This window comes from Rathayibacter sp. PhB127, assembly GCF_003751665.1.
Taxonomy (GTDB): domain Bacteria; phylum Actinomycetota; class Actinomycetes; order Actinomycetales; family Microbacteriaceae; genus Rathayibacter; species Rathayibacter festucae.
In genome coordinates, this window is the sequence record NZ_RKHW01000001.1 from 984,387 (window position 1) to 1,004,754 (window position 20,368).

Consider the following 20,368-nt stretch of genomic DNA (forward strand, 5'->3'; position numbering starts at 1 on the left):
TCAGCAGGGAGGAGGTGCGCCTGCTCCACTCCTCACCAGCAGGGAGGGGGGCACTCGCGCCGCGCCCTACGCCGGCGCGAGCACCGCCGCGAACGCGTCCGCCGCCGCGTCCGCGTCCGCGGGCGTCGACTCCGCGCCGAAGCTGAAGCGCACCGCCGTCTGGGCGACGGACGGTTCGAGCCCGAGCGCCAGCAGCGTCGGCGACGGCTCGTCACGGCCGGCCGCGCAGGCCGAGCCGCTGGACACCACGACGCCGCGCTCCTCCAGCGCGAGCAGGATCGACTCGCCGCTGCGCCCCGGCACGACGAACGACGCGATCGAGGGGAGCCGGTGCTCCGCCGCCCCGAGCGGCACGGCCCGCGGCACCTCCGCCGCCACCCGCGCCGCGAACGCGTCGCGCACCGCCGAGACGCGGGTGCCCCGCGCGGGATCCACGAGCTGCACCGCCGCCCCGAGGGCCACCGCGAACGCCACGTTCTCGGTCCCCGAGCGCCGCGCCCGCTCCTGACCGCCGCCGTGCACGAGCGGCTCGAACGGCACGCGACTGCGCAGCAGCAGTGCCCCCACGCCCTTCGGCGCCCCGAGCTTGTGCCCCGAGATCGACACCGCGTCCGCGCCGAGTCCGACCAGGTCGATCCACCCCGCCGCCTGCACCGCGTCCACGTGCAGCGGGATCCGGTGCGGCCGGCAGAGCGCCGCGATCGCCGGCACGTCCTGCAGCGTGCCGATCTCGTTGCTCGCCGCCAGCACCGAGACCAGCGCCGTGTCCGGTCTCAGCAATGCGGCGAGCGCCGCCAAGTCGAGCCGCCCCGCGCCGTCCACCGGCGCGACCGACACCTCGAAGCCGTGCAGCCGCCGCAGATGATCGGCCGACTCCACCGTCGCCTCGTGCTCGATCGCCGAGATCACGACGTGCCGGCCTCGCCCCGCGGCGAGACCGCCGAGCGCGATGCCCTTGACCGCCGTGTTGATCGACTCCGTCCCGCCCGAGGTGAAGAGGACCTCCGAGCCGCGCCCGCCGAGGAAGCGCGCCACGTGCCGCCGCGCCTCCTCCAGCGCGCGCGCCGCCGACGCGCCCAGCGCATGACTGCTCGACGGGTTGCCGTACTCGCCAGTGAGGTACGGCCACATCGCCTCGAGCACCTCGCGGCGCACGGGCGAGGTCGCCGCGTGGTCGAGGTAGATCACGCGGCCGGAGCCTCGATCGCGATGTCGAGGCCGAGGTCGAGCGAGCGGACGCTGTGCGTGAGGGCCCCGACCGAGATCACGTCGACGCCGGCCTCGGCGATGGCGCGGACCGTCTCGAGGTTCACCCCGCCGCTCGCCTCGACCACGGCCCGGCCGCCGATCAGCACGACGCCCTGCGCCAGCTGCTCGGGGGTGAAGTTGTCGAGCATGATCGTGTCGGCGCCGCCGGCCAGGGCCGCGCCGATCTGCTCGAGCCGGTCGACCTCGACCTCGATGTGCGTCGTGTGCGAGACGGCCGCGCGCGCCGCGAGCAGCGCCTCCGTCAGGTCGAGACCGCGCTGGGCGAGGATCGCGAGGTGGTTGTCCTTCGCGAGGATCGCGTCCGAGAGCGAGAAGCGGTGATTGTGCCCGCCGCCGCTGCGCACCGCGTGCCGCTCGAGGGCGCGCAGGCCCGGAGTGGTCTTCCGGGTGTCGACGATGCGCGCACGGGTGCCCGCCACCGCCTCGACGTAGCGCGCGGTCAGCGTCGCGATGCCGCTCATCCGCTGCACGAGGTTGAGCGCCACGCGCTCGCCGCGCAGCACCCCGCCGGCGGGGCCGTCGATCCGCGCGAGGACGTCGCCGGCCGCGAAGACCGTGCCGTCCGCGGCGACGTCCTGCACGCGGATCCGCGAGTCGGCCTGCAGGAACGTGCCGAGCAGCACCGCGCCGCCGCTGAAGACGCCGGGCTCGCGGGCGACGAGTGCCGCCGAGGCGGTCGCGTCGGCGGGCAGCAGGGTGTCGGAGGTGAGGTCGCCCCAGGGGGCGTCCTCCTCCAGGGCCAGGGTGACGATGCGCTCGATGCTCTGACGGGTCAGCACGGGACGGCGACCTTTCTCGTACCGGCGACGCGGTAGGCGCTCGCCGAGGGGTGGGGGTGGTCGGTGCGGTGGTGGGCGCCGCGCGACTCGGCGCGGGCCAGGGCGGCGTCGATCAGGGCGAGGCCGCAGGCGCGGAGGTTCGCGTCTTCGAGGGTCGCCCGGGACAGCGCGACGGGGGAGCCGGCGGCGGCGAGAGAGGTCCGTGCCGTCTCGAGGCCGGCAGCGTCGCGGGAGAGTCCCGCGCCCGTCCAGAGCGTCTCCTGCAGGAGCGCGCGGTCGAGCGCGAGCGGCACGAGGGCGGAGGGCTCGACCGCGTCGGACGTCGGCGCACCGACCGGTCCGTCGAGCGCCGCCGCGACCCGCCGCGCGAACACGACGCCTTCGAGCAGGCTGTTCGACGCCAGCCGGTTCGCGCCGTGGACGCCGGTGCAGGCGACCTCGCCCACGGCGAAGAGCCCGGGGAGGCTGGTCCGCCCGTCGAGGTCGGTGGCGACGCCGCCCATCCAGTAGTGCGCGGCCGGCGTCACGGGGATGAGGTCGTCGGCGAGCGAGAGTCCGCCCGCGCGGCAGGCGGCCGAGATGGTGGGGAAGCGCTGCGCGAGCACGTCCGCGGGAACGGCGCGCGCATCGAGGTGCACCGGCAGCCCACCCTGGAGCAGCATCCGGTCGGCGATCGCGCGGGCCACCACGTCGCGGGGCGCCAGCTCGGCGTCCGGGTGCACGCCGACGAGGAAGCGCACGCCCGCGGCGTCGCGCAGCACCGCGCCCTCGCCGCGGACCGCCTCCGACACCAGGAACCCGCCGGCCAGCGCGAGCCAGGTGGGGTGGAACTGGTAGAACTCCAGGTCGGCCGTCTGGGCACCGGCCCGGAGCGCCGCGGCGAGCCCGTCGCCGGTCGCGACCGCGGGGTTCGTGGTGTGCCGGTAGAGCTGCCCGGCGCCGCCGGTCGCGAGGACGACCGCGTCGGCGTCGATCCGCTCGACCCGGCCGTCCCGCAGCACGTCCACGCCGGTCACGGCGGCGCCCGGGCGCACCAGGTCGACCAGCACCGTCTCCTCGAGCACCGTGACGGCGGCGGCGCACACCGCGGCGACGAGCGCCTCCTCGATCGCGGAGCCGGTCGCGTCGCCGCCGGCGTGCAGGATCCGCGGCCGCGAGTGCGCCCCCTCCAGCCCGCGGGCGAGGTCGTCGCCGTCGCGGTCGAAGCCGACGCCCCACGCCTGCAGCGCGGCGACCGCCGCCGGACCCTCGGCGCAGAGCACCTCGACGGCCGAGCGCGAGCAGAGCCCGGCGCCCGCGGTCAGGGTGTCCTCGACGTGCAGAGCGACGGAGTCTCCCGCCGCGGTGACGGCGGCGATCCCACCCTGCGCGGCACGCGTGCTCGACTCCGCGAGCGCGCCCTTGGTGACGAGGACGACCTCGTGCCGGCGCGAGACCAGCAGGGCGACGACCAGGCCGGCGATCCCGCTGCCGACCACGACGACGCGGGCCACGTCAGACCCCTGCAGCAGGCGTAGGAGCAGGAGCCACCGGCCCGGCCGGCGGCACCGCGGCGAGCATCCGCTCGAGCGCCACGCGCGCCTGGTCCTGCACCGACTCGTCGACCGAGATCCGGTTGTGCACCGTCCCGGCGACCAGCCCCTCCAGCACCCACGCGATGTATCCCGGGTGGATCCGGTACATCGTCGAGCACGGGCAGACCACGTCGTCGAGGCAGAAGATGGTGTGCTGCGGGTACTGCACCGCGAGGCGCTGCACGAGGTTGATCTCGGTGCCGATCGCGAAGGTGCTGCCTGCCGGCGCGGCCTGGATCGCCTTGACGATGTAATCGGTCGAGCCGTACTCGTCCGCCGCGTCGACGACCGCCATCGGGCACTCCGGGTGCACGATCACGCGGACGTCCGGGTGCTGGAGGCGTGCGCGCTCGATCTGCGCGACGGTGAAGCGCTTGTGCACCGAGCAGAAGCCGTGCCAGAGGATGACCTGCGCGTCGAGCAGCGTCGCCTCGTCCGAGCCGCCGCCGGGCTTCCGCGGGTTCCACATCGGCATCCGCTCGAGCGGCACGCCCATCGCCTTCGCGGTGTTGCGGCCGAGGTGCTGGTCCGGGAAGAAGAGGACCCGCTGCCCGCGCGCGAACGCGTCCTCGAGCACGGTGGTCGCGTTCGACGAGGTGCAGACCACGCCGCCGTTCCGTCCGCAGAACGCCTTGAGCGCCGCGGAGGAGTTCATGTAGGTCACCGGGATCAGCGGCACCCGGCCGTCGGCGTCCGGCTCGGTGCCGTAGAGCTCGGTCAGCTCGGCCCAGGCGTCCTCGACCGAGTCGATGTCGGCCATGTCCGCCATCGAGCAGCCCGCGGCGAGGTTCGGCAGGATGACCGCCTGGTCGGGCCGGGAGAGGATGTCCGCGGTCTCGGCCATGAAGTGCACGCCGCAGAAGACGATCGCCTCGGCGTCGGGCCGGTTCGCCACCGCCTTCGCGAGCTGGAAGGAGTCGCCGACGAAGTCCGCGTACTGCACCACCTCGTCGCGCTGGTAGAAGTGGCCGAGCACGACGACGCGCTCGCCCAGCGTCTCCTTCGCCGCGAGGATGCGGCGGTGCAGCTCGTCGGCGCTCGCCGCGGTGTACTCGTCGGGCAGCCGGCCCTGCACGGGCGACGCGGCCGGGATCGGGTCCGCCTGCGAGGCGCCGGGGCCGTAGGCCGGGAGGCCGAGGTCGAACGACCAGGGCGCCTCGGCGAGCTCGGGTGCGCAGGTCGCGCCGGGGGCGGCTCCCCGCTCGATGAGCTGGATGGTGCTGTCGACCGATGTCACGGTGTCTCCTCGATGGTGCGGTTCGGACGGGGGCGGCGGCCGGTGCTAGACCGGCAGGGGCCCGTTGTCGACGAGTGCCACGGACCCGTCGTAGCGGTACAGCCGGGGCGGGCGGTGACGGGTGCCCGTCAGCCGCTGCTCGGTCGGCACCACGGTCTTGGAGGCCTCGATCGTCCGGCGGAAGTTCGCCGGGTCGAGGGGCTTCTGCAGGACGGCCTCGTGCACCTCGCGCAGCTGGGCGAGCGTGAAGGTCTCGCCGAGGAAGGCCTGCGCGATCCGGGAGTACTCCATCTTGTTGCGCAGGCGCCAGAGGGCGTAGTCGACGATCAGCCCGTGATCGAAGGCCAGCTCGGGCAGCAGATCGGTGCAGAGCCAGGCGACGTTCCCGTCGACGATCGCGGCGTCGGCCTCGGAGGTGCGCACCAGCGCCCAGTAGACGATGGAGACCACGCGTCGCTCGCTCCGGGAGCGCTCGGTGCCGCCGACGGCGTAGAGCTGCTCGAGGTAGCGCGGGGCGAGGCCCGTCGTCTCGCGCAGGGTGCGGCGCGCCGCCTCGGCGAGGTCCTCGTCCGGCCGGAGCGGACCGCCGGGCAGCGCCCAGAGCCCCTGATACGGATCGCGGAGCCGGCGGACGACGGGAATCCAGACGGCCGCGGCCCCGGTCTCCGGATGCGGGCGCAGCGCGAAGATCACGGTGGACACCGCGAGCTGCGGCACTGCTGCCTCCACGAGACCCCCCTAAAGGTCACCCTGACCCTAACGACTCCCTCGAGCTTAGTGTCACCCCGACCCGAACACCAACCCGGTGCACGCCTTCCTCCCCGCCGCGAGATGCCACTTGCGTACGCGACACGCCGTGAGAAGCGTGCATAGGTGGCATCTCGCGGCGGGGGGACAGGACGCGCACCCGCCCGCTAGGGTGAGCGGACAACCGAATACCGGGCCGCATACGCGACGCGGGAGAGCCGACTCCGGTCGGCACCGAAGGAGCAAGCCTCCCCGCCAATCTCTCAGGTCTTGTACCGCGTCGAACTGGCCACTCTGGAAAGCGATCCGCAGAGGATCCGCCGATGGTGAAAGCGATCGCCCCGCGAGGGACGGCGTGAATCTCTCAGGCACCACGACAGAGGGGGAGTTCCCACGGCACTGCTGTGCCACGCATCACCGACCTGTGCGGGCGCGTGCGCAGCACTGCGACGAAATGGAGAACTCCCACATGTCCGAAGAAAACTCCGTCGAAGAGACCCCCGCCGGTACCGGCGCCCCCGAGTCCGGCGCCCCCGAGACCGGCGGCATCGAGATCGACTCGCCCGACGCCACCGCGCCGAGCTCCGAGCCCCGCCGTTCGCCGCTGCACGACGTGCACGTGGCCGCCGGCGCCTCCTTCACCGACTTCGCCGGCTGGTGGATGCCCGTCCGCTACTCCGGCGACCTCGCCGAGCACCACGCCGTCCGCACCGCGGCCGGCCTCTTCGACCTCTCCCACATGGGCGAGATCCTCGTCGTCGGCCCGGAGGCGGTGGACGCCCTCGACTACGCGCTCGCGAGCGACCTCTCCGCCGTCACCGTCGGCCGCGCGAAGTACACCCTCCTGCTCGACCGCACCGGCGGCGTGATCGACGACCTCGTCGTCTACCGCACCGGCGAGGACCGCTTCATGGTCGTCGCGAACGCCGCCAACCGCCACGTGGTCGCCGAGCAGCTGCGCGACCGCACCGCGATGTTCGAGTGCGAGCTCTACGACGAGAGCGACGACGTCGCCCTGATCGCGATCCAGGGCCCGCGCTCGCTGGAGATCCTGCAGAACGTGCAGGGCCTCGCGATCGAGGTCGACCGCGGCGAGGAGTCGGTGCTCGACACCGACGACGCCGCCCGCCTGCTCGAGGAGCTGCGCTACTACCGCGCCGTCCCCGCCAGCTTCGAGGCGCACCCGATCCTGATCGCCCGCACCGGCTACACCGGCGAGGACGGCTTCGAGATCTACGTCGCCCCCGACACCGCCCCGGAGCTCTGGGAGGCGCTCGCCGAGACCGGCGCCGGCGCGGGCCTCGTCCCCGCCGGGCTCGCCGCGCGCGACACCCTCCGCCTCGAGGCGGGCATGCCGCTCTACGGCCACGAGCTCTCCCGCGACGTCTTCCCCGCGCAGGCCGGCCTGGGCCGCGTCGTCGCCCTCGGCAAGCCGATCGACTTCGTCGGCCGCGCGGCCAGCGAGGAGGGCCCCTCCGGCGACGCTCCTGTGCTCGTCGGCCTCATTGGCGAGGGCCGCCGCGCCGCCCGCGCCGAGTACAGCGTCCACGGCCCCGATGACGACGTGATCGGCGTCGTCACCAGCGGCGTCCTCTCGCCCACCCTCGGCGTGCCGATCGCGATGGCCTACGTCGCGCCGGCCTCCGCGCAGCCCGGCAGCGTCGTCTCCGTCGACATCCGCGGCAGCCGGCTCCCGATGACCGTCACCGAGCTCCCCTTCTACTCCAGAAAGAAGAACTGACCATGGCCGTTCCCACCGAGCTCCAGTACACCTCCGACCACGAGTGGATCCTGGTCGAGGGTGAGACCGCGACCGTCGGCATCACCGCGTACGCCGCCGACAAGCTCGGCGACGTCGTCTTCGTCGAGCTGCCCGAGGCGGGCAGCCGGGTCGAGGGCGGCAGCGTCGTCGGCGAGATCGAGTCGACCAAGTCGGTCGGCGAGCTGTTCGCCCCCGTCGACGGCGAGGTCCTCGAGACCAACGCCGCGGTGGTCGACAACCCCGAGCTGGTCAACGCCGACCCCTTCGGCGACGGCTGGCTGATCAAGGTGCGCTTCGACGCCCTGCCCGACGGCCTGCTCGACGCCGCCGCCTACGACGAGCTGGTGGGCGAGTAGATGGCGGCCCGCACGCCCGGAGAGTTCGAGTCCCGCCACATCGGGACCGACGCCGACGCCCAGCGCACCATGCTCGCCGCCCTCGGCTACGACTCCGTCGACGCGCTGGTCGAGGCCGCCGTCCCCGAGTCGATCCACGTCCGCGATCTCGCACCGGTGCTCCCCGCGCCGGCCACCGAGGCCGAGGCACTGGCCGAGCTGCGCGCCCTCGCCGCGCGCAACACCGTGCGACGTCCGCTGATCGGCCTCGGCTACCACGGCACGCTCACCCCGGCCGTGATCAAGCGCAACGTCCTCGAGAACCCGAGCTGGTACACGGCCTACACGCCGTACCAGCCGGAGATCTCCCAGGGCCGGCTCGAGGCGCTGATCAACTTCCAGACGATGGTCGCCGACCTCACCGGTCTCGACACCGCCGGCGCCTCGATGCTCGACGAGGGCACCGCCGTCGTCGAGGCGATGCTGCTGGCGCGCCGCGCCTCCAAGGCGAAGACCGACGTCTTCGTCGTCGACTCCGACGCTCTGCCGCAGACCCTCGCGCTGCTGCGCGGCCGGGCGGAGGCGGTCGGCATCCGGATCGTCGAGCTGCCGCTCTCGCGCACCGACGCGGACGACGTGCCCGAGTCCTTCGGCGCCCTCGTCCAGTACCCCGGTGCGTCCGGCCACCTGTGGGACCCGTCCGCCGTCCTCGGCGCGGTCAAGGCGCACGGCGGTCTCGCGGTCGTCGCGGCCGACCTCCTCGCGCTCACCCTCGTCCGCTCGCCGGGCGAGCTCGGTGCCGACGTCGCCGTGGGCACCACCCAGCGCTTCGGCGTCCCGATGGGCTTCGGCGGACCGCACGCCGGCTACCTCGCCGTCCGCAAGGGCCTCGAGCGCCAGCTCCCCGGCCGCCTCGTCGGCGTCAGCCAGGACGCGGCCGGCAATCCCGCCTACCGGCTCTCACTGCAGGCGCGCGAGCAGCACATCCGCCGCGAGAAGGCGACCTCGAACATCTGCACCGCGCAGGTCCTGCTCGCCGTGATGGCCGCGATGTACGCGGTCTACCACGGTCCGGACGGCCTCGCCCGGATCGCCGAGCAGGTGCACTCCCGTGCCGCGCTGCTGGCCCGCCTCCTGCTCGACCGCGGGCACGCGCTCCGGCACGCCGACTTCTTCGACACCGTCGCGGTCGTCGTCCCGCAGGGCGCGGAGGCGGCCGTCGCCCGCGCCCGCGAGGCCGGCTTCGACCTGCGCCTCGTCGACGCGGACACCGTCGCGGTCGCGCTCGACGAGACCGTGACCCCGGAGGAGGTCGTGGCGGTCGCCGTCGCGATCGGCGACGTCGACGCCCGGCACGGCGTGCTCGCCGGCGCCGCGCGCAGCATCCCCGGCGCGCTGGAGCGGACCACGCCGTTCCTGGTGCACCCCGTCTTCAACACGCACCGCAGCGAGACCTCGATGATGCGCTACCTCAAGCGCCTCGCCGACGCCGACTACGCGCTGGACCGCGGCATGATCCCGTTGGGCTCCTGCACGATGAAGCTCAACGCCGCCGCCGAGATGGAGGCGGTCAGCTGGCCCGAGTTCGCCGGCCTGCACCCCTTCGCCCCCGAGGCCGACGTCGAGGGCTCCCTCGCCCTGATCGACCAGCTCGAGCGCTGGCTCGCGCACCTCACCGGCTACGACTCCGTCTCCCTGCAGCCCAACGCCGGCTCGCAGGGCGAGCTCGCCGGACTCCTCGCCATCCGCGGCTACCACCGCTCGCGCGGCGACGAGGCGCGCACGGTCTGCCTCATCCCCTCGAGCGCCCACGGGACGAACGCGGCCAGCGCCGTCCTCGCCGGGATGCGCGTCGTGGTCGTCGCCTGCGACGAGCTCGGCAACGTCGACCTCGACGACCTCCGCGCGAAGATCGCGGAGCACGCCGAGGGCCTCGCCGCCCTGATGATCACCTACCCGTCGACCCACGGCGTCTACGAGCACGAGGTCGCCGAGATCTGCCGGCTCGTGCACGAGGCCGGCGGCCAGGTCTACGTCGACGGCGCGAATCTCAACGCGCTCCTCGGCTTCGCCCGCTTCGGCGACTTCGGCGGCGACGTCTCGCACCTCAACCTGCACAAGACGTTCTGCATCCCGCACGGCGGCGGCGGCCCCGGCGTCGGCCCGGTCGCCGCGAAGGCGCACCTCGCGCCGTTCCTGCCGGGCCACCCGCTCGCGCAGCGGCTCGAGCACTCCGTCGGCCAGCACGGCGAGACCGTCGTCCACGGCGGCGCGCCCGTCTCCGCGGCCCCGTACGGCAGCCCGGGCATCCTGCCGATCTCCTGGGCCTACGCCCGGATGATGGGCGAGGAGGGACTGCGCGCCGCCACCGGCGCCGCTGTCCTCTCGGCCAACTACGTCGCCGCCCGCCTGCGCGAGCACTACCCGGTCCTCTACACCGGCGGCAGCGGACTCGTCGCGCACGAGTGCATCCTCGACATCCGCCCGCTCACCGCGGCCACCGGAGTGACGGTGGACGACGTCGCCAAGCGCCTCGTCGACTACGGCTTCCACGCGCCGACGATGAGCTTCCCCGTCGCGGGCACGCTGATGGTCGAGCCGACCGAGAGCGAGGACCTCGCCGAGATCGACCGCTTCATCGACGCGATGATCGGCATCAAGGCCGAGGCCGACCGCGTCGGCGCGGGGGAGTGGCCGGTGGACGACAACCCGCTGCGGGGCGCCCCGCACACCGCGGAGTGCCTCGTCGACGCCGAGTGGTCGCACCCGTACAGCCGCGAGGAGGCCGTCTACCCTGTCCGCTCGCTGGTCCGCGGCAAGTACTGGCCGCCGGTCCGCCGCGTCGACCAGGCCTACGGCGACCGCAACCTCGTCTGCGCCTGCCCGCCGATCGAGGCCTTCGCCTGATCCGCGCCTGACGCCCGCCGACGATCCGTCGCGGACGGTCGTGTCCGCTCGCTCGACACGACCGTTCGTGACGGATCGGCTCGGCGTCGGACGACGAGGGGCGTCAAGGGGTGGGAGTGACCGAGGGCGTCGGCTGCGGCGTCGGCGCCGCGAACAGCTCCGGCCAGAGGGCGACCGCCAGCGGGTAGCCCACGAACGACACGATGTCGATGATCGAGTGCGCGATCACCAGCGGTAGCGTGCGACCGAAGCGCTGGTAGAACAGCCCGAAGACCACGCCCATGATCACGTTGCCGATGAACGGCCCGATGCCCTGGTACAGGTGGTAGCTGCCCCGGAGCAGGGCGCTCGCGAACAGGATCCTCCACCGCCCCCAGCCGAGGTCGCCCAGGCGCGCGAAGAGGTAGCCGATCATGATCACCTCCTCCTGCACCCCCGCCCGGATCGCGGAGAGCACCAGCACGGGCACCGTCCACCAGTAGGCGTCCAGCGGCGACGCCACGACCGCCACCGTGATCCCGAGGGCCCGGCCGAGCGCGTACAGCCCGATGCCGGGCGCGCCGATCGCCACCGCGAGGACGAGTCCCGTGCCGAGGTCGGGGAGCGGCCGGCGCAGATCGAGACCGAGCCGACCGAGCGGACGCCGACCGCCCTGCCAGAGCAGGAAGACGCACAGCAGCACCGGCACGAGGTCGAAGAACAGCGCGAGCAGCTGGTAGATCAGGTCGAAAGCGGGCCGGTCGCTGAGCGCTCCGTTGATCGTCGTCGACTGCTGCCCGAGCGACACCGAGCGGGTGAGCTTGTTGGCGATCGAGACGACGGAGTAGACCGCCGACGCCCCGAGGGAGAGCCCGAGGACCAGGAGGATCTCCGCCCCGATCCGGCCCCGGGACTGTGCGGACGCTGGGGGAGCGGTGGACACGCGGGCCCCTTCCTCGGATTCGCTGGTGTGCGCGGAACGACGCGCAGACGCACGTTTCGTGCGAATCCGCGCAAGGATTCCACCTCCTGGTTACCGCTGTGTAACGGTTTCCTCATCGTTTTGTGGCGATAGGCAGTCGATACATAGTCTCGTCGGAGGCAATCGCGCGGTGGCCACCAGTCTCGCGCGCCGACGTCGTCGCCACGCGCACGGCACTCCACGCGTCAGGGAAACCACTTCTCGCGCGCCCCCACACCACTGGAGGAATTGTGAAAATCAGACGTTACGGCCTCGGAGCTCTGGCGCTCGTCGCCGCGAGCACGCTGGTCCTGGCCGGCTGCAGCAGCTCGAACGACTCGGGCGGGGGAGACGCGAGCGGCGACACCGCCGCGATCATCTCCACCAACGGCTCGGAGCCGCAGAACCCGCTGGTCCCGACCAACACCAACGAGGTGGGCGGCGGCAAGATCCTCGACGAGATCTTCGCGGGCCTGGTCTACTACGACGCCGAGGGGGCGCCGAACAACGACGTCGCCGAGTCGATCGAGTCGGACGACGCGCAGAACTACACCATCACCATCAAGGACGGCCTGACGTTCACGAACGGCGACCCGGTGACCTCGAGCTCCTTCATCGACGCCTGGAACTACGGCGCGAAGCTCTCGAACAACCAGCTCAGCTCGTCGTTCTTCGCGAACTTCGAGGGCTACAGCGACACCGAGGACAGCGAGCTCACCGGCCTCAAGGCCGTGGACGACACCACCTTCACCGTGGCGCTCAAGTCCCCGCAGTCGGACTTCCCGATCAGCCTCGGCTACTCGGCGTACTACCCGCTGCCCGCCGTCGCGTTCGACGACATGGCCGCGTTCGGCGAGAACCCGATCGGCAACGGCCCGTACAAGCTGGCCGGCGACGACGCGTGGCAGCACGACGTCCAGATCGACCTGGTCAAGAACGAGGACTACTCCGGTCCCCGCGAGGCGCAGAACGGCGGCCTGAAGATCGTCTTCTACGCCACCCAGGACGCGTCCTACGCCGACCTCCTCGGCGGCAACGTCGACGTGGTCGACCAGATCCCGGACTCCGCCTTCGGCACCTTCGAGAGCGACCTCGGCGACCGCGCCGTGAACCAGCCCGCCGCGATCTTCCAGTCCTTCACCATCCCGGAGCGCCTCGCGCACTTCAGCGGTGAGGAGGGCCAGCTGCGCCGTCAGGCCATCTCGATGGCCTTCGACCGCAAGGAGATCACCGACGTGATCTTCGAGGGCACCCGCACCCCCGCCTCCGACTTCACCTCCCCGGTGATCGACGGCTACAGCGACTCCCTCGAGGGCGCCGACGTGCTCGAGTACAACCCCGACGAGGCCAAGGCGCTGTGGGCTCAGGCCGACGCGATCAGCCCCTGGGACGGCACCTTCAAGATCGCCTACAACGCGGACGGCGGCCACCAGGGCTGGGTCGACGCGGTGACCAACTCGATCAAGAACACGCTGGGCATCGAGGCCGAGGGCGACGCCTACCCGACCTTCGCCGAGGCGCGCACCAAGATCGTCGACCGCTCGATCGAGACGGCGTTCCGCACCGGTTGGCAGGCCGACTACCCGAGCCTCTACAACTTCCTCGGACCGCTCTACGTGACCGGCGCCTCGTCGAACGACGGCGACTACACGAACCCCGAGTTCGACGCTCTCGTCGCCTCGGGTCTCTCCGACGCCGACACCGACGCTGCGAACACCACGTTCCAGCAGGCACAGGAGACCCTCCTCACCGACCTCCCGGCGCTGCCGCTCTGGTACGCGAACGTGACCGGCGGCTACGGCGAGGGCGTGTCGAACGTCGAGTTCGGCTGGAACTCGGTGCCGCTCTACTACGAGATCACCAAGAACTAAGCTCGAACCACTGGGGCGCTTCGCCCGTGCCGCCGGCCACCAGGTCACGGCACGGGCGGAGCGCCCTGTTTCGGTCACAATCGAATGAGGTCCCCATCCATGCGACTCCGGAACCGGCTGGGCTGACATGCTCGCCTACATCGTCCGACGCATCCTGCAAGCCGTCCCCGTGCTCATCGGCACCACGTTCCTCATCTATTTCATGGTCTTCTCCATGCCGGGGAACCCGCTCCTGTCGCTCTTCGGCGACAAGACGCCGAGCCCCGCGCTCCTCGCCCGCCTCGAGGAGCAGTACCACCTGAACGAGCCGTTCATCGTCCAGTACCTGTACTACCTGGGAGGCGTCGTCCGCGGCGACTTCGGCATCTCGTTCTCGGGCCAGTCGGTCAACGAGATCCTCGCCCGCACCTTCCCGGTGACCCTGACCCTCGCGATGATGGCGATCATCATCGAGATCGTCGTGGCGCTGACCATCGGCCTCATCAGCGGACTGCGCAAGGGCAGCTTCTTCGACGCGAGCGCCCTGGTCGTCAGCCTCCTGCTCGTCTCGGTGCCGATCTTCGTGCTCTGCTTCATCGCGCAGTCGTTCTTCGCGATCCAGCTGGGCTGGTTCCCTCCGACGGTCGGTGCCGACGCGTCGTTCCAGAGGCTCCTGCTCCCGGCGATCGTGCTCGCGCTGTTCGTGGTCGCCTCGGCGATCCGCCTGACCCGCGGCTCGGTCATCGAGACCGCCGGCTCGGACTTCGTGCGCACCGCGTACAGCAAGGGACTCTCGCGTCGTCGCGTCATCCCGGTGCACGTCCTGCGCAACTCGCTGATCCCGGTCACCACGCAGTTCGGAGCCGACTTCGGCCTCCTGATCGTCGGTGCCACCGTGACCGAGGGCATCTTCAACGTTCCCGGCGTCGGGAACACGCTCTACCAGGCGATCATCCGAGGGGAGCGACCGACCGTCGTCTCCTTCGTCACGGTCATGGTGCTGTTCTACCTCGTGGTGAACATCCTCGTCGACCTGCTCTACGCCGTACTCGACCCGAGGATCCGCTATGCCAAATGAGTTCTCCGGCGGCGCGCAGAAGGCCCGCCGCATCGACCACTTCGTCGCCCCGCTCGAGGAGACGCCGATCGCGTCCGTCGACGCGGTCAGCCTCGACGAGAAGCCCAGCAACCTCTGGACCGACGCCTGGCGCGATCTGCGCAAGCGCCCGATGTTCTGGATCTCCGGCGTGATGATCGTCGTGATCATCGCGGTCGCCCTGCTCCCCGGCCTGTTCACCTCGGTGGACCCGCGGCAGTGCGCGCTCTCGTTCAGCAACCAGGGCCCGGGCGGCGGCAGCCTGCTCGGCTACACCAAGCAGGGCTGCGACGTCTTCTCGCGCATCATCCACGGCACGTCCACGTCGCTGACCGTCGGTCTGATCGTGATCGTCATCACGACCGTCTCCGGCGTCATCGGCGGCGCGCTGGCCGGCTTCTTCGGCGGCTGGGTCGACACCGTGATCATGCGCCTGGGCGACATCTTCTTCTCGATCCCCTACATCCTCGCCGCGGTCGTCATCATGTCGGTCTTCTCGGCCTACCGGAACGTCTTCGTCATCGCCCTGGCGATCGGAGCGTTCGCCTGGCCGACGACGGCGCGCGTGCTGCGCTCCGAGGTCCTCCGCGTGAAGCAGTCCGACTTCGTCGGCGCCGCCACCGCGACGGGCCTGTCCAAGATGGCGATCCTGTTCCGGCACGTGCTGCCGAACTCGATCGCTCCGGTCATCGTCGTCACGACCATCTCGCTCGGCGCCGCCATCACCGCGGAGGCGACGCTGTCGTTCCTCGGCGTCGGCCTGCCCGGCTCGGTGATGTCCTGGGGCAACGACATCAGCCAGGCGCAGCGCGATCTGCGCACCAACCCGCAGACGCTGATCTACCCGTCGATCGCGCTGACGGTGACGGTGCTGAGCTTCATCCTCCTGGGCGAGTCGCTCCGCGACGCGCTCGACCCGAAGGCGAGGGCCCTCCGATGACGTCCACGACACCGAGCACCCCGCAGGGGCCGCTGCTCCAGGTCACCGACCTCGAGGTCGGCTTCCAGACCGGCAGCGGACTGGTCCCCGCCCTCCGCGGCGTCAGCCTGACGATCGAGCACGGCCAGACCGTCGCGATCGTCGGCGAGTCCGGCTCCGGCAAGTCGACGACCGCCGCGGCGATCATCGGCCTGCTCCCCGGCACCGGCACGGTCACCGGCGGCTCCGTGCTGTTCGACGGCAAGGACCTCGCGAAGGCGACCAGGACCGAGCTGGAGGACATCCGAGGCCGCCGGATCGGCTACGTGCCGCAGGACCCGATGTCCAACCTCAACCCGGTCTGGTCGGTCGGCTTCCAGGTCGAGGAGACGATCAAGGCCAACGGCCTCGCCTCCGGCCGCAAGGAGGTCCGCGCCAAGGCGATCGAGGTCTTGCAGAACGCCGGGCTCGCGGACGCCGAGAAGCGGCTCAAGCAGTTCCCGCACCAGTTCTCCGGCGGCATGCGCCAGCGGGTGCTGATCGGCATCGGCCTGGCCGCGTCGCCGCAGCTGCTGATCGCGGACGAGCCCACGTCGGCGCTCGACGTGACGGTGCAGCGGCGCATCCTCGACCACCTCGAGACCCTGACGAGGACCGACGGCACTGCGCTGCTCTTCATCACGCACGACCTGGGCCTCGCCGCCGAGCGCGCCGAGAAGCTCATCGTGATGTACAAGGGCCGGATCGTGGAGTCGGGCGCCTCGGTGGAGGTGCTGCAGAACCCGCAGCACCCCTACACGCAGCGCCTGATCGCCGCGGCGCCGAGCCTCGCCTCGCGCCGCATCCAGTCCACCGCCGGCACGGCGACCGAGGCGGTGCCCGGCGAGTCCGACGCCGTCCGCGAGGTCGACCTGGTCGGCGCGGCCGGCGCCCACCACGGCGCAGCGACCACCACCGCGCGGCCGATGATCGAGCTCGACGGGCTCACCAAGGTCTTCAAGATCCGCCGCGGCGGGCTGAAGGCCGAGGACTTCACGGCGGTCGACGACGTGTCGTTCTCGATCCCCAAGGGCACCACCACGGCGCTCGTGGGGGAGTCGGGCTCGGGCAAGTCGACGATCGCCCGCCTCGTGCTCGGTCTGGAGACGGCGACGTCCGGCGCGATCTCGATCGACGGCCGCCGCACCGAGAAGCTCCGCGGCAAGGAGATGCTGGCGCTGCGGCGCTCGATGCAGCCGGTGTTCCAGGACCCGTACGGCTCGCTCGACCCGCTGCACAACATCGGCAACACCATCTCGGAGCCGCTGCGGGTGCACAAGGTCGGCGACCGCACCTCGCAGCGCGAGCGCGTGCTCGAGCTGCTCGACCAGGTGTCCCTCCCGCGGGTGATCGCGAGCCGCTACCCGAACGAGCTCTCCGGCGGCCAGCGCCAGCGCGTGGCGATCGCCCGCGCGCTCGCGCTCAAGCCCGAGATCGTGGTGCTCGACGAGGCGGTGTCGGCCCTGGACGTGCTCGTCCAGGCGCAGATCCTCCGCCTCCTGGCCGACCTGCAGGCCGAGCTCGGGCTGACCTACCTGTTCATCACGCACGACCTCGCCGTGGTCCGCGTGATCGCCGACGACGTCTGCGTGATGCAGAAGGGCCGGATCGTCGAGCACGCCTCGACCGACACCGTGTTCGAGTCGCCGCAGCAGGAGTACACCCGGGAGCTGCTCGCCGCCATCCCCGGCGCCGGGATCGAGTTCGCGGTCTAGTCCGCCCGATCCACGCCACGAGGGCCCCGTTCCGGGCCGGCGACACCCGATGTTCATCGGGTCGCCGGCCCGGAACGGGGCCCTCCGCCGTCTCGGCGCGAGCCTGCGGTACGATGGAGGGTCCCCCTTACTGCACGAGAACACGAGACGAGTCCGTTCACATGGCAAGTGCCACCCGCTCCGACCTGCGCAACGTCGCGATCGTCGCCCACGTCGACCATGGCAAGACCACCCTGGTGGACGCCATGCTCAAGCAGACGAACTCCTTCGACGCGCACGCCCACGTGGACGAGCGCGCGATGGACTCGAACGAGCTCGAGCGCGAGAAGGGCATCACGATCCTCGCGAAGAACACCGCTGTGTCCTACAGCGGCAAGCACGCGGTCGACGGCCCCATCACCATCAACGTGATCGACACCCCCGGCCACGCCGACTTCGGCGGCGAGGTCGAGCGCGGCCTGTCGATGGTCGACGGCGTCTGCCTCCTCGTCGACGCGTCGGAGGGCCCCCTCCCGCAGACTCGCTTCGTGCTCCGCAAGGCGCTCGAGGCGAAGCTCCCCGTCATCCTGCTGGTCAACAAGACCGACCGCCCCGATGCCCGCATCGACGAGGTCGTCGCCGAGAGCCAGGACCTCCTCCTCGGCCTCGCCTCCGACATGGCGGACGACGTCCCCGACCTCGACCTCGACGCCATCCTCGACGTCCCCGTCGTCTACGCGTCCGGCAAGGCCGGCCGCGCCTCCGCGAACAAGCCGGAGGACGGCACGCTGCCCGACGCCGAGGACCTCGAGCCGCTGTTCGAGGCGATCCTCAAGCACATCCCGGCGCCGACCTTCGACGACGAGGCGCCCCTCCAGGCCCACGTCACCAACCTCGACGCGTCGCCGTTCCTCGGCCGCCTCGCCCTCCTCCGCGTCTTCAACGGCACGATCAAGAAGGGCCAGACCGTCGCCTGGGTCCACCACGACGGCTCGCACACCAACGCCCGCATCACCGAGCTGCTGATCACCAAGGCGCTCGACCGCTACCCGGCCGAGACCGCCGGCCCCGGCGACATCGTCGCGATCGCGGGCTTCCCCGAGATCACCATCGGCGAGACCATCGCCGACCCGGAGGACATCCGCCCGCTGCCGGCCATCACGGTCGACGACCCGGCGATCTCGATGACCATCGGCACCAACACCTCGCCGCTGGTCGGCAAGGTCAAGGGCCACAAGCTCACGGCGCGCATGGTCAAGGACCGCCTCGACCGCGAGCTCATCGGAAACGTGTCGCTCAAGGTCCTCGACATCGGCCGCCCCGACTCGTGGGAGGTCCAGGGCCGCGGCGAGCTCGCGCTGGCCATCCTCGTCGAGCAGATGCGCCGCGAGGGCTTCGAGCTCACGGTCGGCAAGCCGCAGGTGGTCACCCGCCAGGTCGACGGCAAGGTGCACGAGCCCTTCGAGCACCTCACCATCGACGCTCCGGAGGAGTACCTCGGCGCGATCACGCAGCTCCTCGCCGCCCGCAAGGGCCGCATGGAGAACATGGCGAACCACGGCACCGGCTGGGTCCGCATGGAGTTCATCGTGCCCTCGCGCGGCCTGATCGGCTTCCGCACCGAGTTCCTCACCACCACGCGCGGCACCGGCATCGCGAACGCGATCCTGCACGGCTACGAGCCGTGGGCCGGCGCCATCGTCACCCGCAACAACGGCTCGATCGTCGCCGACCGCACCGGCGTCGTGACGCCGTTCGCGATCATCGCCCTGCAGGAGCGGATGACCTTCTTCGTGAACCCCACCGAGGAGGTCTACGAGGGCATGGTCATCGGCGAGAACTCGCGCAACGACGACATGGACGTGAACATCACCAAGGAGAAGAAGCTGACCAACATGCGTCAGTCCACCTCCGACACGTTCGAGTCGATGACGCCCTCGCGCCAGCTGACGCTCGAGGAGTGCCTCGAGTTCGCCCGCGAGGACGAGTGCGTCGAGGTCACCCCCGAGATCGTCCGCATCCGCAAGGTCGAGCTGGACGCGAACGCCCGCGCCCGCGCGACCAGCCGCCTCAAGAAGCAGGCCTGACCCGGGGCGCCCCAGCGGCGCTCCCACGACGCACGACCGGCCGGAGCCCGCTCCGCCGGTCGTTCGTCGTTCCGCGGTCCGCCGGGTCTCGATACGCCCTCTCCGAGGGCTGCTCGACCAGCATGGAGCGCAGCATGCTGGTCGAGTAGCCGCGGAACGCGGCGTATCGAGACCCCGCCGTCAGCCCGCCGGCGTCGGGGTCGCCGTCGGTCCCTCCGCCTCGAGCGTCGCCGTGATGAAGGCGACGAACGCGTCGGCGTCGTCCGGCTTCCCCGTGTACTGCTCGCCGTTGACGAGCACGGTCGGCGTCGAGCTCAGCTTCGCCAGCGACGAGTTCGCCAGGGTCCCGCTCGTCGCCCGCTTCGTGGCCGCCGCGACCCACGGCCGGAACTCGCCGCTCGTGATGCACGCCAGCACGTCGTCGTCCGTCACGCCCGCCCCGGTCACCAGCGCCCGCAGCTCGTCGTCGCTCAGCCCGGTCGTCCCCTCCGCCGGCTGCTTCGCGAACAGCGCCTCGTGCACGGCGAGGAAGCGGTCCGGATCCTCGTCCGCCACGCAGGCCGCGGCGTTCGCCGCCCGGCTCGAGTACTCCGACCCCGCCGAGGAGGAGTCGAGGATCGCGACCGGATGGATCTCGAGCGTGATCGCCCCCTGCGTCAGCCACGACTGGAGATTCGCCGTGTTGGCCGTCTCGAACTGCCCGCAGTACGGGCAGAGGTAGTCCACGTACAGGTCGACCGTGACGACGCCGCCCGCGCGCGCAGCGGCCTCGTCGGTCGGCACCGGCTCCTCGCCCGCCTCGAGGGGAGCGGTCGTCACGGGAGTCACCGCCGACTCCGCTCCCGCGAGCACGATCCCGTCGCTCAGCATGTTCGCCGGCCCGGTGCTCGCGATCTCCTGCTGCGACCAGACGTTCCACGCGACGAGCGCCACGACGGCGAGCACGCCGACCACCGCACCGCTCTGCCCGAGCAGCCGGTTCCGCCGCTTCCGGCGCCGCTCCTGCTCGCGCCGCTCCTTCGCCTCGAGGCGGGCGAGTTCCTGGCGCTCGCGCTTGGTCGGCTGGTTCTTCGCACTGTTCCCGGACATCGCCGTCGAGGCTAGGGAGCCGACCTTGCCGCACTCGGAGAGGC

The 20,368-nt window shown here is 71.6% G+C and carries 15 protein-coding genes and 1 riboswitch; of the genes, 8 read left to right on the forward strand and 7 right to left on the reverse strand.

Annotation, left to right across the window (positions count from 1 at the left end; genetic code table 11):
* Positions 1-66 precede the first annotated feature (66 nt).
* From EDF22_RS04825 to EDF22_RS04845, 5 genes are read right to left on the reverse strand one after another with little or no spacing between them, the layout of a single operon-like run.
* Positions 67-1,188 carry a cysteine desulfurase family protein gene (locus EDF22_RS04825; RefSeq protein ID WP_123702794.1) on the reverse strand — a complete coding sequence of 374 codons (1,122 nt, stop codon included), beginning with the start codon at positions 1,186-1,188 and terminating at the stop codon, positions 67-69.
* Positions 1,185-2,048 carry a carboxylating nicotinate-nucleotide diphosphorylase gene (gene nadC, locus EDF22_RS04830; RefSeq protein ID WP_123702795.1) on the reverse strand — a complete coding sequence of 288 codons (864 nt, stop codon included), beginning with the start codon at positions 2,046-2,048 and terminating at the stop codon, positions 1,185-1,187. Before nadC ends, EDF22_RS04825 begins: the two co-directional genes overlap by 4 nt.
* Entirely contained in the window at positions 2,042-3,541 is a 1,500-nt protein-coding gene (nadB, locus tag EDF22_RS04835) for an L-aspartate oxidase (RefSeq protein ID WP_123702797.1), read from the reverse strand. The genes nadC and nadB overlap by 7 nt, the downstream gene beginning before the upstream one ends.
* Before the next feature lies 1 nt (position 3,542).
* Positions 3,543-4,859, reverse strand: coding sequence for a quinolinate synthase NadA (nadA, locus tag EDF22_RS04840; protein WP_123702799.1), 1,317 nt, complete (start codon positions 4,857-4,859; stop codon positions 3,543-3,545).
* Between the two features lie 45 nt (positions 4,860-4,904).
* Complete coding sequence (locus EDF22_RS04845) at positions 4,905-5,588, reverse strand: NrtR DNA-binding winged helix domain-containing protein (protein ID WP_123702801.1); 684 nt, start codon at positions 5,586-5,588, stop codon at positions 4,905-4,907.
* 218 nt (positions 5,589-5,806) lie between these two features.
* Positions 5,807-5,894, forward strand: a riboswitch (glycine riboswitch).
* A 181-nt stretch (positions 5,895-6,075) separates the two neighbouring features.
* Between EDF22_RS04845 and gcvT the strand changes: the two genes are divergently transcribed.
* Genes gcvT through gcvP form a run of 3 tightly spaced genes read left to right on the forward strand, consistent with a single transcriptional unit; the run spans position 6,076 to position 10,610 of the window.
* Complete coding sequence (gene gcvT / locus EDF22_RS04850; RefSeq protein WP_123702803.1) at positions 6,076-7,347, forward strand: glycine cleavage system aminomethyltransferase GcvT; 1,272 nt, start codon at positions 6,076-6,078, stop codon at positions 7,345-7,347.
* Between the two features lie 2 nt (positions 7,348-7,349).
* Complete coding sequence (gene gcvH / locus EDF22_RS04855) at positions 7,350-7,724, forward strand: glycine cleavage system protein GcvH (protein ID WP_123702805.1); 375 nt, start codon at positions 7,350-7,352, stop codon at positions 7,722-7,724.
* The gene (gene gcvP, locus EDF22_RS04860; RefSeq protein WP_123702807.1) at positions 7,725-10,610 is read left to right on the forward strand and encodes an aminomethyl-transferring glycine dehydrogenase; all 2,886 of its coding nucleotides are present in this window, start codon (positions 7,725-7,727) and stop codon (positions 10,608-10,610) included.
* Between the two features lie 103 nt (positions 10,611-10,713).
* On the opposite strand, the gene EDF22_RS04865 is transcribed toward gcvP, so the two are convergent.
* On the reverse strand, positions 10,714-11,532 hold the full coding sequence (locus tag EDF22_RS04865; protein ID WP_123702809.1) for a CPBP family intramembrane glutamic endopeptidase: 819 nt from the start codon (positions 11,530-11,532) through the stop codon (positions 10,714-10,716).
* A gap of 269 nt (positions 11,533-11,801) precedes the next feature.
* On the opposite strand from EDF22_RS04865, the gene EDF22_RS04870 reads away from it, so the two are divergent.
* The 5 genes from EDF22_RS04870 (at position 11,802) to typA (ending at position 19,235) form a co-directional block, all read left to right on the forward strand.
* A complete protein-coding gene (locus EDF22_RS04870; RefSeq protein WP_123702811.1) occupies positions 11,802-13,421 on the forward strand; it encodes an ABC transporter substrate-binding protein in 1,620 nt (539 codons plus the stop codon).
* Positions 13,422-13,548: 127 nt separating this feature from the next.
* Positions 13,549-14,478 carry an ABC transporter permease gene (locus tag EDF22_RS04875; RefSeq protein WP_123445445.1) on the forward strand — a complete coding sequence of 310 codons (930 nt, stop codon included), beginning with the start codon at positions 13,549-13,551 and terminating at the stop codon, positions 14,476-14,478.
* Complete coding sequence (locus EDF22_RS04880; protein WP_123445446.1) at positions 14,468-15,436, forward strand: ABC transporter permease; 969 nt, start codon at positions 14,468-14,470, stop codon at positions 15,434-15,436. Before EDF22_RS04875 ends, EDF22_RS04880 begins: the two co-directional genes overlap by 11 nt.
* Positions 15,433-17,169: an ABC transporter ATP-binding protein gene (locus EDF22_RS04885; RefSeq protein ID WP_123702813.1), complete on the forward strand. Its 1,737-nt coding sequence runs from the start codon at positions 15,433-15,435 to the stop codon at positions 17,167-17,169. Before EDF22_RS04880 ends, EDF22_RS04885 begins: the two co-directional genes overlap by 4 nt.
* A gap of 161 nt (positions 17,170-17,330) precedes the next feature.
* Positions 17,331-19,235 carry a translational GTPase TypA gene (gene typA, locus EDF22_RS04890; RefSeq protein WP_123445448.1) on the forward strand — a complete coding sequence of 635 codons (1,905 nt, stop codon included), beginning with the start codon at positions 17,331-17,333 and terminating at the stop codon, positions 19,233-19,235.
* Between the two features lie 180 nt (positions 19,236-19,415).
* On the opposite strand, the gene EDF22_RS04895 is transcribed toward typA, so the two are convergent.
* Positions 19,416-20,324: a thioredoxin domain-containing protein gene (locus tag EDF22_RS04895; protein WP_123702815.1), complete on the reverse strand. Its 909-nt coding sequence runs from the start codon at positions 20,322-20,324 to the stop codon at positions 19,416-19,418.
* Between the last annotated feature and the right edge of the window lie 44 nt (positions 20,325-20,368).